Raw genomic sequence first — 15629 nt, 5'->3', positions numbered from 1 at the left:
TTACTTATCCCCAAAAGATCGCCTCGAAAGGAGGGTATTCTATAGTGAGATCTGAATAATCGCTATCCTTTAAGTGTAATTATCCCCAGCCGGATCCCAATCATCAGATCCACCGGATCCGGATCGATCCACCAAGATCCACTATTTGGTGAAGCGGTTAAAATCCCGCTTTATAAAGCGATCCACCCTGATCTATAATCAGCGACCGCCGATCTGCCAAGAGATCAATGGATCCACAAGATGTAGTGTCCGTACACAGAGTTATCCACATCCTGTGGTGAACTCTGCTCTACAGATCGCGAAAATGCCGAGATAAATTACCTTGAGAAGGGCTACGCGTGTTGACTGCTCTGACTAAAGTGATTACAATTCGGCCTCTTTTTTGCCCTTACCTCGTACGAGAGATAAGGTAAATTCACTAACAAAGACGGATTGCCATCATGAGTAAACGTACTTTTCAACCTAGCAACCTGAAGCGCAAGCGTTCTCACGGCTTCCGCGCTCGTATGGCTACAGCGAACGGCCGTAAGGTACTGGCTCGTCGCCGTGCCAAAGGTCGCGCTCGTCTGTCTGCTTAATTGCGAGTAGACAACTAGGTGACTCGTTACACCTTTACGCGGGAGTTACGCTTGCTAACTCCCGCGCAATTCAAAACTGTATTTACCAACCCCATTAAAGCCTCCTCAGCTGAAATAACCCTGCTTGCTGTACCCAATGAGATGCAACATCCGCGTCTTGGACTTACTGTGGCCAAACGCCATGTAAAGAGAGCCAATCGACGCAATCGCATCAAGCGGGTGATCCGAGATAGCTTCCGCCTTAATCAACATGATTTACCTCCACTGGACATAGTGGTGCTGGTTCGCGGCGGTGTGCTGGATATGGATAATGAACAGCTCAGAAAGCTGGTAGAAAAGTTATGGCGCAAACTCAGTCGCCGTTTCAATGGCTGATAATCAAGGCTATCAGAGCCTATCAACTCCTTATCAGCCCACTGCTGGGGCCTCGCTGTCGCTTTAATCCAACCTGCTCTCACTACGCCATAGAAGCTGTGCGAGTGCACGGAACGATTAAAGGGAGTTGGTTTGCAATCAAACGCATATTAAAATGTCACCCTTTACATCCGGGCGGCAGTGATCCCGTCCCCCCTAAAAATGACAGGTGTAATAAATAGGCTATGGAATCTCAACGCAATTTACTGCTTATCGGTCTGCTGTTTGTCAGCTTCTTGCTGTGGCAACAGTGGCAAACCGATAAAGCACCCAAACCCGCTGTAACTGAAAATACAGTTGCCACTTCCGTTCAAGAGACAACTCACAGCGCTGACGTTCCGGTTGCCAAATCAGGCATGCCAGGAGAAACGGCCGTGGCGTCCAAAGATCTTATCAGGGTCACCACAGATCAACTGGATGTGCTGATCAACCCTGTCGGTGGTGACATAGTGCATGCAGCTCTGGTTTCTCACAAACTGGAACTGAACAAAGATGAACCGTTTGTCCTGTTGGAACAGAAACCCGGTTTTGTTTACATAGCCCAGAGTGGCCTGATGGGCAGCGGCGGTACTGACAGTGTCAATAGCCGTGCCACCTATTCTGCCAGTGCCAAGGAATTCACCCTTGCCGATGGCCAGGATACACTGTCGGTTCCTTTGAGTTACACAGCAGCAAACGGCGCCAAGTACACCAAGATCTACACCTTCCACAAAGGCCAGTTTGCCGTGGGAGTTGAATACAAAATTGACAACACCACTTCTGAGCCGCTGCAGGTTCAGATGTACGGTCAGATTAAACAGACCATCAAACCTTCCGATAGCAGCATGATGATGCCAACTTATCGTGGTGCCGCCTTCTCAACTGCCGATATCCGCTACGAGAAGTACAAGTTTGACGATATCCAGGAAAAGGATCTGGAGAAGGAAACCAAAGGTGGCTGGGCCGCCATGCTGCAACACTACTTTGTGTCAGCCTGGGTTCCACCAAAGAATGAAACCAACACCATATTCACCAGAGAGAGCTCAGGAACCGCCAACATTGGCTACCTGGGTGAGCCAAAGACAGTAGCCCCGGGCACTGAAATGACCCTGAGCGCCGACTTCTACGTAGGTCCAAAGGATCAAGCCGCCCTGTCCGAGCTGTCTGATACCCTTAACCTGGTTGTAGATTATGGCTTCCTCTGGTGGCTGGCTGTACCCATCTACAAGCTGCTGATGTTCTTCCAGTCAATAGTGGGTAACTGGGGCTTGGCCATCATACTGATCACCCTGACGGTGCGCGGTATTCTGTTCCCGCTGACCAAGGCGCAATACACCTCCATGGCCAAGATGCGTAACCTGCAACCAAAACTGCAGGAGCTGAAGGACAAATTCGGTGATGATCGCCAGAAGATGGGCCAGGCTATGATGGAGTTGTACAAGAAGGAAAAAGTGAACCCTATGGGTGGCTGTCTGCCTATCTTGCTGCAAATGCCTATCTTTATTGCCCTTTACTGGGTACTGATGGAAGGTGTTGAACTGCGTCATGCGCCGTTCATGCTGTGGATTGACGATCTGTCGGTACAGGATCCTTACTACATTCTGCCGCTGCTAATGGGTGTTTCCATGTTCCTGATGCAAAAAATGCAGCCAATGGCACCGACCATGGATCCTATGCAGCAGAAGATGATGCAATGGATGCCGGTCATCTTTACTGTGTTCTTCCTCTGGTTCCCATCCGGTCTGGTACTCTACTGGTTGGTGGGTAACATAGTTGCCATTATCCAGCAGAAGATTATCTATGCCGGCCTGGAGAAAAAAGGCTTAAAATAAGCCGATTTTGGGTCAAATGATCAAGGGCGGCCTAAGGGTCGCCTTTTGCTTTTATAAATACGTTTTCAAGGGTTAATGCAGTGACAACAGATACTATCGTGGCGCAGGCCACCGCTCCAGGCCGCGGTGGTGTAGGCATAGTCAGAGTCTCGGGGCCCAAGGCCCAAGCCGTTGCACAGGCATTGCTGGGCCATCAGCCCAAGCCAAGATATGCCGATTACTGTGACTTCAAGGGAAGTCAGGGAGAAGTGCTGGATCAGGGGATCGCCCTGTTCTTCAAAGGCCCCAATTCTTTTACCGGTGAAGACGTACTGGAACTTCAGGGCCATGGTGGTCAAATCGTCATGGACATGCTGATTAAGCGAGTCCTCGAAGTCGAGGGGATCCGCTTGGCACGCCCTGGGGAGTTCAGCGAGCAGGCCTTTATGAATGACAAGCTGGATCTGACCCAGGCAGAAGCGATTGCCGATCTTATCGATGCCACCAGTGAACAGGCCGCCAAGAGCGCGCTGCAATCACTCCAAGGCGAGTTTTCCCGCGAAGTGCATGAGTTGGTGGAACAGGTTACCAATCTGCGTCTTTATGTCGAGGCCGCCATCGACTTTCCCGATGAAGAGGTGGATTTCCTCTCCGACGGTAAGATTGCCAATGCCCTTTATCGCATCATAGATAAACTGGACTTGGTACAGGCCAGTGCCAAACAGGGCGCCATCATCCGCGAAGGGATGAAAGTAGTGATAGCCGGCCGCCCCAACGCCGGTAAGTCCAGTCTGCTCAACGCCCTGGCGGGAAAAGAGTCGGCAATTGTCACCGAAATAGCCGGCACTACAAGGGATGTATTGCGGGAGCATATCCACTTGGATGGCATGCCACTGCATGTCATAGACACAGCCGGCCTGCGCGACACCACTGACACAGTGGAACAGATAGGGATAGAAAGAGCCTGGGCCGAAATCACCACCGCCGACAGAGTGCTGTTTATGGTAGATGGCACAGAAACCCAAGCGATTGATCCCCATGAAATCTGGCCGGACTTTATTGATCGCCTGCCGGAAAACCTCGGCGTCACTGTGGTACGTAATAAGGCGGATCTGACCGGTGAGTCACTGAGTCCCAGCGAAGAGAAAGGCTATGACGTCTTTAGGATCTCAGCCAAAACCGGGCTCGGGGTCGATGCGCTGAAACAGCACCTCAAGAACCTGATGGGCTATCAAAGTAACCTGGAAGGCGGTTTTATCGCCCGTCGCCGTCACCTGGAAGCCCTGGAAGTCGCCGGTGACCATCTGCAGCAGGGCAAAGTACAGCTGGAAGTCTATCAGGCAGGTGAGCTGCTGGCCGAAGAACTGCGCATGACTCAACAGGCTCTGGCCGAGATCACAGGCCAATTTACCTCAGACGATCTCCTGGGAAGAATTTTTTCCAGCTTCTGTATCGGCAAGTAAAGTGGGCAAACAACGGAAAACAACAGCAAACAATGAAAGATAAGCCACTGACTTTATTATTTCCGTTTGTTGCCAAATCTAGTCCCCAGTTGGGCTCCATGACATGCTACTCGCACTGATTGGGGCCCAAGTGGAGTCTAAAATAAAAATTTCTATTTAAAAAACTGATGACATCATGCTCACTAGGCTTAGTTTATGACTATGGCTACACCACAAATACACTAGGTGAACGCTAAAATAAACGTAAGCGCAGCTAAGAAACCTTAAACCTGTACGTTCACTACAAACCTAAAACACCCACCCAGCGCCAACACAACAAAGACCATATACTTCTCGCCGAAGAAACCATTAAGAGTAAACGGCTGGTTGAATAGCGATCCCCAAAGCATGGATTTGAGTAGCTAATCAAGTGGTCAGCTAAATAGCAGTCCCTAAATGTAGTTCGCTGAGTATCGAAAATAGAAGTGAACTCTGCTCGATCTGAGCTATCGCCAAACTGAAAATTTCACCGAACACAGTGAAAATGCATCTCCTACATATTTATCGGAAAATAACCTTAACGAATTGATTAATCTGATGTCATCATACTAATGAATTAATCCTTCAGGGTGTATGCCTGAGTAATTTTTATTCCCAAGGGCAATTGAGTCATCGAAGGATTGATCTAATAATAACCGCTAAATAACTATCAATTGCTTCAAGGGGTTGAAGCTATATACCACGAAAATTTCACGGGCACAGTATGACTTGGTATAGCTCTAATTGCCATTGCAGCCAAATCAACAAACCCTGAGGCGGAACACTGCCAAGGCTGGTGGCTTGAATGCTTACAACGAGACGGCTTCAAAGGCCAGTGCTCGTAAGTAACCAGCACAAGTAAGGATAAAGGCCATTGTTATAAATGGCCTATTCCTGTTTCTGGATAAATAACTTAGTCCTTCAGAGGGTTGTAGAATGTCATTTCGCTTGATGCCATCGTTTTCAAAGTCAACTTTCACCCGCGTCGCGCTCGGTGTGTTCCTTTTGGGAACTACCTCCATTTTGATGGCAGACGAGAGTGGCGAACCAGCGCAATTACTGATGGACAGGTTCCCCAAGCCCCATGAGATAGAGCTTGCGCGCCAAGGTGTGGCCGAGGCCAATATCAATAAGCCTTGGGAAAAATCTTGCCCCTATCGAGAGCTAACAGGCACTGCCGAGGCAGAGGACGAGTTTTTCTTTCGCTACCAACGTTGGGACGACTGTGTGTCTGCGGGTGGTTCGGCCAGCATCTACAGCGAGGCGTTCTTCCAGAATCATCAACGACAACCTAAAGATCAGGTACCTTGGGAGTCTTACAGGGATGGCAGCATATTTCTTCTCGAGCCATCCGATTTCGAAAGAGTCACAGGTTACTTGAGACAGTATGCCCTGAAATCTGCAGAGGAAAATTGGCGCTTGTTTGAGGGACGGGATGCTGCCGCGGCAAGTGACTTGGTGGAGAAGAAATTCTGGCAATGGTGCTCTGCCGAACCTTTGACTTTGTGGAAGGCAGAATATCAGTAGCAGGCGTACCCACACCCAAACAACAAATTTAATTTAAATAGAGACATCAGGCCTGTCAGGTGGTGAGTCTCACGGATCAAGATGATCCGCCACCTTGGCAGTAGTCTCAGCGATATTGCATATATCTTTGATGAACCCAGCGTCGGGCTGCATGCCCGCGATGTCCGTCAACTCGCCAATTTACTCACTCGCCTGCGGAATAAGGGAAATAGTGTCCTCATAGTTGAACATGACCCAGATGTAATTGCCATTGCCGATCATGTTATCGATATGGGCCCTGGGGCCGGAGAAGCGGGTGGTCAGGTAGTTTATCAAGGCCCTTTTATAGGGCTCAAACAAGCAGATACCATGACAGGCCAAGGCTTGCACCGAAAAAGTTCTCCAAGAGTATCACAGCGTAAAAACTCAGGTTGGCTCAAGCTTGAGCATCAGTCTATGTTCAATGTTCATGATCTGTCGGTCGATATTCCCCTCGGGGTCGTAACTGTGGTTGCCGGTGTCGCCGGCTCGGGGAAATCGACGTTAGCCAATAGGATATTGCCCCGCCTTTATGCAGACGTGGTGGTGATTGATCAAGACGAACTTCGCGCATCCTCCCGTTCAACCCCTGCCAGCTATCTCGGTATCCTGGATGATATCCGTCGCCATTTCGCCAGGCAGAGTGGCAAAGCTGTCGGTCTATTCAGTAACAATGCAGCCGGAGCTTGCCCTGCATGTAAAGGACGAGGTGTTGTACGCACAGATCTTGCGTTTCTTGAAACTATTGAGTCTATGTGTGAAACCTGCCAAGGTTCGGGATACAGCGGGGAAGCCAGCACCATTCGAGTCGCTGGAAAATCTATCGTTCAGATAATGAACATGCGCCCGCAAGAGGTTCTGCAGGTATTCAAGCACCAGACGAAAATAGTAAATGCACTGACACGCCTGATTCAGGTAGGACTCGGCTACATACAGATAGGTCAGCGGCTGTCCACTTTATCCGGAGGTGAAAGGCAGAGACTCAAACTGGCAGCAGAACTGGAACGAAGCGGAGGCATTTATGTCTTTGATGAACCCACCTCCGGTCTGCATATGGCCGATGTCGAGCGCCTGCTCGAACTGTTTACCTTACTCGCAGATCAAGGAAAAACAGTGATAATCGTCGAGCATAATCTTGAGATGATAGCCAATGCCGACCACGTAATAGAAATGGGCCCGGGAGCCGGAAAACATGGCGGAAAGATAATCTATCAGGGCCCTCCGTTAGGAATGCTGACTTCCGCGACTTCGGTCGCAGGCCCTTTTTTGGAGGAGCAGATGTCAGGGAAACATGAATTACTTAGGGCCTAGCGCTCGGCAATCACAAAGCTGGCGACCATAGGATTGTGATCCGACACTTCTGTTTCCGGCACATACAGCTCTTTGGGTTTCAATCCTCGATAAAAGAGATGATCCAAAGGATACCCCAGAACTCTTACCCTGTTATCCTCGCCAAAATGAGCCTCATCCAATCCCAAAGAGGAAGCGAAGGCGGCCAGCAGCATACTGCGTTCCTCACTCCAGGTATTGAAATCACCCGCCAGAATAATAGGCCCCACTACTCTTTCCTCAGCCAGGGCTTCAGTCAAAGACTTAAGTTGCTGCCGATATTCTTCGATACCGACACTGAAGTTGATTCCATGGACATTGACCACAGTCAATAATGTACCATCAGACAAAGGATATTCGGCAACCAAGGCCGTCTTGGGCAACCGCAACCAGGGCTCAAGAGTACGGTAGCCACAACTGCTCAAGGGAGCGCTGCGTGACAGATTCATCACTCCAGCCGGGGTATCCAATACACTGAAAGCATTGGCGAAACGCCAAAACCACTGCGCAGCACTCAAATAAAGATACATGCCGGGATCCAGACTGGCTTCCTGCAGCAGCACCAACTGCCTGCCTGTTGTAAAATCATCGAGACGAGAACGCCACAGGCCGTTTTGCTGCTTCTGAATATTCCAGATCAACACGCCAAACTCACCATTCTTATCCAGCGCCTTTGCCGTTGGCGTTTGGATACAGGCCGCGCCGGTATTGGAATCAACCCTATCAGATTGCAGTTGAACATTTGCCGGTACGGTAAACAACCAATGCCATCCCCCGAGTATCACCAGCAAAGAAAGCAACGGGAAGATCAGCAACCACTTCAGTTTCATATCAGCCTCAAGCGCAGAAAAAGCCTACAACAGGATCAATGCAATAGTGCTCAAACTCAGGTTACCCAAGGCTGTCTGTCACCGCAAATTGGATTAATATGGGCCGATTAAATCAAGGCGCCAGGCGCTACATACAGAGAGGATTATCATGGCGAAAGTCGAAGTATTAGTCGGAACCACCTTGGGAGGAGCCGAATATGTCGCCGAAGAACTCATCAATAAGCTTGAACAAAACGGCCACCAGACAAGCCTGTACTTAACCCCACAGTTGGAGCAACTGGATCCCAAAGCCCTTTGGTTGATCGTTTCCTCCACCCATGGGGCCGGCGATCTTCCGGACAATTTGCAGCCCTTCTATCAGGAATTACTCCAGTCAAACCAAAACCTGCAGGACTGTCGGTATGCTTTATGTGCGATCGGCGACTCGAGTTACGACACTTTCTGCCAAGGCCCGGAAAAGCTGCTTCAGCAACTGAGCGCCAAGGGAGCCAAGCCCTATGTGGATAAGATCCAGATCGATGTTCAGTACGATCCCGTACCGGAAGATCCAGCATTGGCATGGCTCGACGACTGGCTGCCCGAGTTATAAAATGCTTTTCAACCTGAATAAAGCATCAAGTACTCACAATTTAGATCTAACTTACCCACAGATTAAGTCTAAAAAACATAACTCTGTGGATAATACTTTATTTTGATCTGATCAATCTTTGTATGAATCAGATCCTCGATACCGCCCAGATCCACCTTGTGGATAAGATCGCGATCTATCCCCAGCTTTAATGGAGATAGATCGCCAACAGATCACAGGATCATTTTAATTTAAGCTGTTGTTTTAAATAAGCAATAAGCCTTACCCACAGCAAAGTGCGATCCTAATAGTAAACACAATAAGAAGATCTATATAAAGATCTTAAGATCTATAAGCCTGATCCCCTGCGATCCAAGAGCACAAAATAGAGCATTCACCTGCATCATTACAGATGCTAAAATGATCGGCTGATATTCCTTTTTTATCCCTTACCCAGCCAAAGGTAAATCTATGCGTTTTCATGAACGGTTTGATGTAATTGTTGTAGGTGGTGGTCATGCCGGAACTGAAGCCGCATTGGCTGCTGCCAGAATGGGTGTCAATACCCTACTCCTGACCCACAATATTGACACTTTGGGTCAGATGTCCTGTAACCCGGCTATAGGGGGTATAGGTAAAGGGCACTTGGTTAAAGAGATAGATGCCTTGGGTGGCGCCATGGCAACAGCAACTGACTATGCCGGGATCCAATTCAGAACCCTTAATTCTAGTAAGGGTCCAGCGGTAAGAGCTACCAGAGCCCAAGCGGATCGAGCCTTGTATCGGCAAAAGATCCAACAGATATTACAAAACCAACCTAACTTAAGGATCTTTCAACAGGCTGTTGACGATCTGGTTGTTGAAAACAACAGAGTCATAGGGGTTGTCACCCAAATGGGGCTGGCTTTTGAAGCTCCTGCCGTAGTGTTGACTGCCGGCACTTTCCTTGGTGGCAAGATCCACATAGGTCTGGAAAACTACAGTGGTGGTCGTGCCGGTGATCCTCCGGCGATCGCCCTGGCCCACAGACTCAGGGAGTTGCCTATTCGGGTTGGCCGTCTTAAGACAGGTACACCACCGCGTATCGATGCCCGCAGCGTCGACTTCCAGCAGATGACTGAACAGCAGGGGGATAATCCTCTTCCTGTGATGTCTTTTATCGGAGATGTGAGTCAGCATCCACAGCAAATTTCTTGCTATATCACTCATACCAATGAGAAAACCCATGAAATTATTCGTGGTGGCTTGGATCGAAGCCCCATGTATTCAGGGGTTATCGAAGGTATAGGTCCGAGATACTGTCCATCGATTGAAGACAAGATCCATCGCTTTGCCGACAAGAGTTCTCACCAGATCTTTATTGAACCCGAGGGGCTCAATACCAATGAGTTATACCCCAATGGTATCTCCACCAGTTTGCCATTCGATGTACAAATTGCCTTGGTCCGCTCGATCAAGGGGATGGAAAATGCCGAGATCATGCGTCCTGGCTATGCCATCGAATATGATTATTTTGATCCCCGAGATCTGAAAAATTCGCTGGAAACCAAATCCATAGATGGGCTGTTCTTTGCCGGTCAGATCAATGGCACCACAGGTTATGAAGAGGCCGGAGCTCAAGGTTTGCTGGCCGGCATGAATGCAGCTTTACAGGTACAAGGTAAAGACGCCTGGGCACCTAGACGGGATCAGGCTTATCTCGGTGTGTTGGTGGACGACCTCTCGACTCTGGGCACCAAAGAGCCCTATCGCATGTTCACCAGTCGCGCCGAATACCGCTTGCTGCTGCGTGAAGATAATGCTGACCTGCGCCTGACCGAGAAAGGTCGCGAGTTGGGCTTGGTTGACGATCAACGCTGGGCCAAGTTCTCTGCCAAGGTTGAGGCGATTGAATCTGAGCTGCAACGCCTGCGCAGTCAATGGATCCATGTGAATTCACCTCTGGTTGAAGCGCTGAATCCGCATCTCAATACGCCAATATCCCGCGAAGCCTCGTTTGAAGAGCTGTTGCGTCGTCCTGAGTTGGATTATGACAAGCTTATGGGGATCGAAGGCTTTGGACCGGGTCTTGAGGATCGTCAAGCCGCTGAACAGGTGCAGATCCAGGTTAAATATGCCGGTTATATTCAGCGCCAGCAGGAAGAGATCGCCAAAGCGCAGCGCAACGAAAATACCGGCCTGCCGCTGGAGCTCGATTACAACGAAGTGCCGGGCTTGTCCAATGAAGTGATCGCCAAACTCAATGCCCATAAACCGGAAACCATAGGCCAGGCTTCCAGGATTTCGGGGGTAACTCCGGCAGCCATCTCCATTTTGCTGGTGCATCTGAAAAAACGGGGATTACTGCGCCGCTCGGCCTGATACCGTGAACTATTCCAGAGCCGGGGAAGCAGTGGATGCTTCCCTTGGCCGTTTTGGGGCCGCATAATAGCCCCGCAGTATTTTTCTGGGGAGAATACCCGTGCTTGCAGCACAGTTAAAAACATATCTGGCAGAGACTGGCCTCAATGTATCGGATGAACAGCAGCAACAACTGCTCGGTTTTGTTGCCTTGCTCAACAAATGGAACAAGGCCTATAACCTGACCTCGGTGCGCGATCCTGAGCAGATGCTTATCCGGCATATCATGGATAGCCTGGTCGTCTCCCCTCATCTCAAGGGGCAGCGTTTTATTGATGTGGGTACTGGCCCTGGGTTACCCGGTATTCCGCTGGCGATTTTGAATCCGGATAAAGAATTTGTGCTGCTCGATAGCCTGGGCAAGCGGATCCGTTTTCAAAAACAGGTTCAGATTGAACTCAAATTAAAAAATATACAGTCGGTTGAGAGCCGGGTGGAAGCCTTTCAGGATCCACAAGGGTTTGATGGGGTGCTCAGTCGCGCCTTTGCCTCAGTGGCAGACATGTTAAGCTGGTGTCAGCATTTGCCGGCGCAAAATGGGGTATTCTATGCCCTTAAAGGGCAGTTGAACCCTGATGAGTTGACCGGGATCCCTGAGGGATACAGCATCAGGGAATCCATCGAACTCAAGGTTCCTAAATTGGATGAACAGAGACATCTGCTGATCATAGCTCCCCAGGTTTGAATGCCTTGCAATTGGCTGGCGTATCAAGCAACTTGATGCAAACGGAACCGGGCATCAATAACAAAATTGACAGACAAGGTGACAGTGTGGCGAGAATTATTGCCGTAGCCAACCAGAAAGGTGGCGTTGGAAAAACAACAACTTGTGTTAATTTGGCAGCCTCTTTGGCGGCAACCAAGCGGCGGGTGCTATTGATCGATCTGGATCCCCAGGGCAATGCCACCATGGGGAGTGGTGTCGACAAGTACGAAGTTGAAAACACCGCCTACGAGTTGCTGGTGGAAGAAAAGAGTTTTGACGAAGTCGTTGTGCGTAACACAGCCGGGAAATACGATCTCGTTGCCGCCAACGGTGATGTGACTGCCGCCGAAATCAAATTGATGGAGTTCTTTGCCAGAGAGATTCGCCTGCGCAATGCCTTGGCAAAAGTACAGGATGAGTACGACTTCATCTTTATCGACTGCCCTCCTTCGCTGAATATGTTGACAGTAAACGCCATGTCGGCGGCCGACTCAGTACTGGTTCCCATGCAGTGTGAGTACTATGCCCTGGAAGGCTTGACCGCCCTGATGGATACTATTTCCAAGCTGGTGGCCATGGTCAATCCCAAACTCGGGATCGAGGGGATACTGAGAACCATGTACGATCCCCGAAACCGTCTGGCCAACGATGTTTCCGATCAGCTGAAACAGCATTTCGGTGACAAGGTTTACCGCACTGTTATCCCAAGAAATATTCGCTTGGCCGAGGCGCCGAGTTTTGGCGCACCGGCGATGTACTATGACAAGAGCAGCGCCGGCGCCAAGGCTTATCTGGCTTTAGCCGGCGAAATTATTCGCCGCTCCGAACAGAACCAGCAAGCGAAACAGGCATAAAGGAATGAGCATGACACCGAAAAAACGGGGGCTGGGCAAGGGCCTGGACGCACTTTTGAGTACCAGCCATGCGGCGAGCAAGAAGCGTGATGATGCCGAGCAATCCAAGGTTGATGCCGGCGAAACTCTGCTTACCCTGGATGTGGATCTGCTGCAGCCCGGCAAGTATCAACCCCGTAAAGACATGTCGCCCGAGGCTCTGGAAGAGCTGGCCGAATCCATCAAGGCTCAGGGAGTCATTCAGCCCATAGTGGTGCGTAAGATCAGCGATGACAAATACGAAATCATCGCCGGTGAACGTCGCTGGCGCGCGGCGCAAATTGCCAAGCTGGACAAGGTGCCCTGCATAGTCAAACAGGTTGCCGATGAGGCTGCCGTGGCTATTGCCCTGATTGAAAATATTCAGCGGGAAGACCTCAATGCCATGGAAGAGGCCATTGCGCTTAACCGCTTGATCGAAGAATTTGATCTCACTCACCAACAAATAGCTGATGCTGTGGGAAAATCCCGGGCTACCGTTTCGAACCTGCTGCGGCTCAATGGTCTGAATGAACCGGTAAAGCGGTTGTTGGAGTATGGTGATATCGAAATGGGTCATGCCCGAGCCTTGCTGGCCTTGCAAGGTGAAGAGCAAACTTCTGTTGCCCGATTGGTGGTGGCAAAGGAATTGACCGTTCGTGAAACCGAACGATTGGTAAATAAGGTCTTAAATCCTGCCAAAGAGGCCGAAAAGCCTGTAAAAGATACCGATGTTGCCCGTCTGGAGAGTCAGTTAATTGAGAGGTTAGGCGCAAAAGTTTCCATTTCCCACGGTAGTAAGGGAAAGGGAAAAATTGTAATTAACTATCAAAATCTGGCTGAATTAGACGGTATTCTTGCCAAAATCCATTAAAAAAACGTGGTTAACGCTTTTTAGTGTAAATTTGTGACGTTTGTTAATATTGCATTTATACGAATTTGGGTCTGTATCACGTTAAAAGGTGAGGTTTTTACTTATCTCAAAGTTGCAAAGAAGACTTGAAAAGGTATACTTTCGCAAGCTTTTTGTACCTCGACTCCATACGGATATTTGTAGTCCGGTCATCGAAACAAAAAGTAGTAATGCGGAGAAGAATGATTGAGTAAGGTTTTAGCGCGTCGTGGCCGTTGGTCAGCCTATAAGTTGGTGATGATGCAGGCGGCGATAGCTGGGGGTGCTTCAATTATCTTTTTCGCCGTGTGGGGAGCCCAGTTTGGCTATTCTGCTCTGGCAGGAACTGCCATAGCTGTGCTCCCTAATTTTGTATTCGCGACCCTGGCTTTTTCCCATATGGGAGCAAGCGCTACTGGTAAAGTTCTCAAAGGCTTTTACTGGGGGGAAGCGGTAAAGTTGCTGTTAACAATAGCATTGTTTTCGCTGGTATTTATCAATTTAAAGGTCGCATTTATGCCCCTTTTTGTTTGCTATGTACTGGCGTTGGTAGTGCATTGGGCAGCTCCTTTGTACTTCAAGCAAAGTTAAGTGGGATGAATCATGGCTGCATCTGGTGAAGCATTAACACCGCAGGGCTATATCCAGCATCACCTTACCAACCTTACCGTTGGTGAAGGTTTCTGGACATGGCACGTTGATTCATTGCTCTTTTCGGTTGGTCTTGGCGTGCTGTTTCTGTGGTTGTTCCGCAGCGTTGGCAAAAAGGCAACTTCTGGCGTTCCCGGTAAGCTTCAATGCTTTATCGAAATGATCGTCGAGTTTGTCGACAACAGCGTTAAAGATACATTCCATGGTCGCAATGCCTTGATAGCACCTCTTGCTCTGACTATTTTCATGTGGGTATTCATGATGAACCTCATGGATATGGTGCCCGTTGACTGGGTACCACATGCGGCCTCTTTGGCTGGTGTGCCTTATCTGAAAATAGTACCGACTACTGACCTTAACATCACTTTCAGCCTCGCGTTGGGCGTGTTTGTGCTGATTATTTACTACAGCATCAAGGTCAAAGGTGTGTCAGGTTTTGCGAAAGAACTGACGCTACAGCCCTTCAACCATTGGGCAATGATACCCGTCAACTTCCTGCTCGAAATAGTTACCTTGATAGCTAAGCCCATTTCATTGGGGCTACGTCTTTTTGGTAACTTGTATGCAGGTGAGTTGATCTTCATCCTTATTGCGCTGATGTATGGTGCCAACTTGGCGATTGCCGCTCTGGGTGTGACTCTGCAACTGGGCTGGCTGATCTTCCATATTCTGGTTATCACGCTGCAAGCGTTTATTTTCATGATGCTGACTATCGTTTACCTAAGCATGGCTCATGAAGATCATTAAGGACTGCTGAAGAAATTTTTTAACTAAATCATCAACTAACATAGATTTAGATACTGGAGATACAGATGGAAACGATTCTGGGCTTTACTGCAATTGCTGTTGCTCTGCTCATTGGTTTGGGTGCACTGGGTACCGCTATCGGTTTCGGCCTTTTGGGTGGTAAGTTCCTGGAAGGCGCTGCGCGTCAACCAGAAATGGCTCCTATGCTGCAAGTTAAGATGTTCATCGTAGCGGGTCTGCTCGACGCCGTAACCATGATCGGTGTAGGTATTGCACTTTACATGCTGTTTACTAACCCACTGGGTGCAATGCTGTAATAAACGCTTCTGTCTTAACTCTAAATAGGAGGCTGTTGTGAATATCAACGCTACCCTAATCGGTCAGACGGTCGCCTTTATTATCTTCGTGTGGTTCTGCATGAAGTTTGTATGGCCCCCTTTGATGAATGCCATCGAAGCGCGCCAGAAAAGGATTGCTGATGGTCTTGCTGACGCTGACCGTGCAGCAAAAGACCTGGAGTTGGCTCAAGCGAAAGCGACTGACCAACTGAAAGACGCCAAGGCTACAGCCAACGAAATCATTGAGTCTGCCAACAAGCGCAAGGCTCAGATTATTGACGAAGCCAAAGCTGAAGCAGACGCTGAGCGTGCGAAAATCATTGCTCAGGGTAAAGCAGAAATTGAAGCTGAACGTAATCGCGTGAAAGAGGAACTGCGTAAGCAGGTTGCTACTCTTGCCATCACTGGTGCAGAGAAGATCCTCGAGCGTTCGATTGATGAAGCCGCCCAAAGCGACATAGTTAATAAACTAGTTGCTGAAATTTGAT

18 protein-coding genes are annotated in these 15629 nt (G+C 49.2%); 17 read left to right on the top strand and 1 reads right to left on the bottom strand.

What is annotated here, in order from left to right:
- Positions 1-440: 440 nt before the first annotated feature.
- The 8 genes from rpmH (at position 441) to E1N14_RS21960 (ending at position 7119) form a co-directional block, all read left to right on the top strand.
- A complete protein-coding gene (gene rpmH / locus E1N14_RS21995; protein ID WP_011758135.1) occupies positions 441-578 on the top strand; it encodes a 50S ribosomal protein L34 in 138 nt (45 codons plus the stop codon).
- 18 nt (positions 579-596) lie between these two features.
- The gene (gene rnpA, locus E1N14_RS21990; protein ID WP_025011719.1) at positions 597-953 is read left to right on the top strand and encodes a ribonuclease P protein component; all 357 of its coding nucleotides are present in this window, start codon (positions 597-599) and stop codon (positions 951-953) included.
- Complete coding sequence (yidD, locus tag E1N14_RS21985; RefSeq protein WP_081737191.1) at positions 920-1174, top strand: membrane protein insertion efficiency factor YidD; 255 nt, start codon at positions 920-922, stop codon at positions 1172-1174. Before rnpA ends, yidD begins: the two co-directional genes overlap by 34 nt.
- A gap of 3 nt (positions 1175-1177) precedes the next feature.
- Positions 1178-2803 (top strand): membrane protein insertase YidC, encoded by a 1626-nt coding sequence (gene yidC / locus E1N14_RS21980; RefSeq protein WP_062793860.1) that lies wholly within the window; start codon positions 1178-1180, stop codon positions 2801-2803.
- Between the two features lie 80 nt (positions 2804-2883).
- A complete protein-coding gene (gene mnmE, locus E1N14_RS21975; protein ID WP_025011720.1) occupies positions 2884-4245 on the top strand; it encodes a tRNA uridine-5-carboxymethylaminomethyl(34) synthesis GTPase MnmE in 1362 nt (453 codons plus the stop codon).
- Between the two features lie 487 nt (positions 4246-4732).
- The gene (locus E1N14_RS22255) at positions 4733-4813 is read left to right on the top strand and encodes a LuxR C-terminal-related transcriptional regulator (protein WP_152134846.1); all 81 of its coding nucleotides are present in this window, start codon (positions 4733-4735) and stop codon (positions 4811-4813) included.
- 476 nt (positions 4814-5289) lie between these two features.
- Complete coding sequence (locus tag E1N14_RS21965) at positions 5290-5790, top strand: hypothetical protein (protein ID WP_174539803.1); 501 nt, start codon at positions 5290-5292, stop codon at positions 5788-5790.
- Between the two features lie 81 nt (positions 5791-5871).
- A complete protein-coding gene (locus E1N14_RS21960; protein WP_051547172.1) occupies positions 5872-7119 on the top strand; it encodes an ATP-binding cassette domain-containing protein in 1248 nt (415 codons plus the stop codon).
- Here E1N14_RS21960 and E1N14_RS21955 read toward each other — a convergent pair.
- Positions 7116-7967 (bottom strand): endonuclease/exonuclease/phosphatase family protein, encoded by an 852-nt coding sequence (locus tag E1N14_RS21955; protein ID WP_025011722.1) that lies wholly within the window; start codon positions 7965-7967, stop codon positions 7116-7118. The two genes, E1N14_RS21960 and E1N14_RS21955, sit on opposite strands and share 4 nt — an antisense overlap.
- Positions 7968-8115: 148 nt before the next feature.
- Between E1N14_RS21955 and mioC the strand changes: the two genes are divergently transcribed.
- From mioC to atpF, 9 genes are all read left to right on the top strand, one after another.
- Positions 8116-8556, top strand: coding sequence for an FMN-binding protein MioC (mioC, locus tag E1N14_RS21950; protein ID WP_025011723.1), 441 nt, complete (start codon positions 8116-8118; stop codon positions 8554-8556).
- Positions 8557-9006: 450 nt separating this feature from the next.
- Positions 9007-10896 (top strand): tRNA uridine-5-carboxymethylaminomethyl(34) synthesis enzyme MnmG, encoded by a 1890-nt coding sequence (mnmG, locus tag E1N14_RS21945; protein ID WP_025011724.1) that lies wholly within the window; start codon positions 9007-9009, stop codon positions 10894-10896.
- A 100-nt stretch (positions 10897-10996) separates the two neighbouring features.
- On the top strand, positions 10997-11620 hold the full coding sequence (rsmG, locus tag E1N14_RS21940) for a 16S rRNA (guanine(527)-N(7))-methyltransferase RsmG (RefSeq protein ID WP_025011725.1): 624 nt from the start codon (positions 10997-10999) through the stop codon (positions 11618-11620).
- Positions 11621-11706: 86 nt separating this feature from the next.
- Positions 11707-12495, top strand: coding sequence for a ParA family protein (locus E1N14_RS21935; RefSeq protein WP_025011726.1), 789 nt, complete (start codon positions 11707-11709; stop codon positions 12493-12495).
- 10 nt (positions 12496-12505) lie between these two features.
- The gene (locus E1N14_RS21930) at positions 12506-13387 is read left to right on the top strand and encodes a ParB/RepB/Spo0J family partition protein (protein ID WP_025889677.1); all 882 of its coding nucleotides are present in this window, start codon (positions 12506-12508) and stop codon (positions 13385-13387) included.
- Between the two features lie 225 nt (positions 13388-13612).
- Positions 13613-13996, top strand: a complete 384-nt coding sequence (locus E1N14_RS21925; RefSeq protein WP_025011727.1) for an ATP synthase subunit I — start codon at positions 13613-13615, stop codon at positions 13994-13996.
- A gap of 12 nt (positions 13997-14008) precedes the next feature.
- The gene (atpB, locus tag E1N14_RS21920; RefSeq protein ID WP_025011728.1) at positions 14009-14803 is read left to right on the top strand and encodes a F0F1 ATP synthase subunit A; all 795 of its coding nucleotides are present in this window, start codon (positions 14009-14011) and stop codon (positions 14801-14803) included.
- A 65-nt stretch (positions 14804-14868) separates the two neighbouring features.
- Positions 14869-15120 (top strand): F0F1 ATP synthase subunit C, encoded by a 252-nt coding sequence (gene atpE, locus E1N14_RS21915; RefSeq protein ID WP_025011729.1) that lies wholly within the window; start codon positions 14869-14871, stop codon positions 15118-15120.
- A 37-nt stretch (positions 15121-15157) separates the two neighbouring features.
- Positions 15158-15628, top strand: coding sequence for a F0F1 ATP synthase subunit B (gene atpF / locus E1N14_RS21910; protein WP_028780952.1), 471 nt, complete (start codon positions 15158-15160; stop codon positions 15626-15628).
- Position 15629 lies beyond the last annotated feature (1 nt).

The sequence above is a fragment of the Shewanella algae genome (genome assembly GCF_009183365.2).
GTDB lineage: Bacteria > Pseudomonadota > Gammaproteobacteria > Enterobacterales > Shewanellaceae > Shewanella > Shewanella algae.
The sequence above is the reverse complement of the archived record's forward strand: the minus strand, read 5'-3'. Positions and strand labels throughout refer to the sequence as shown.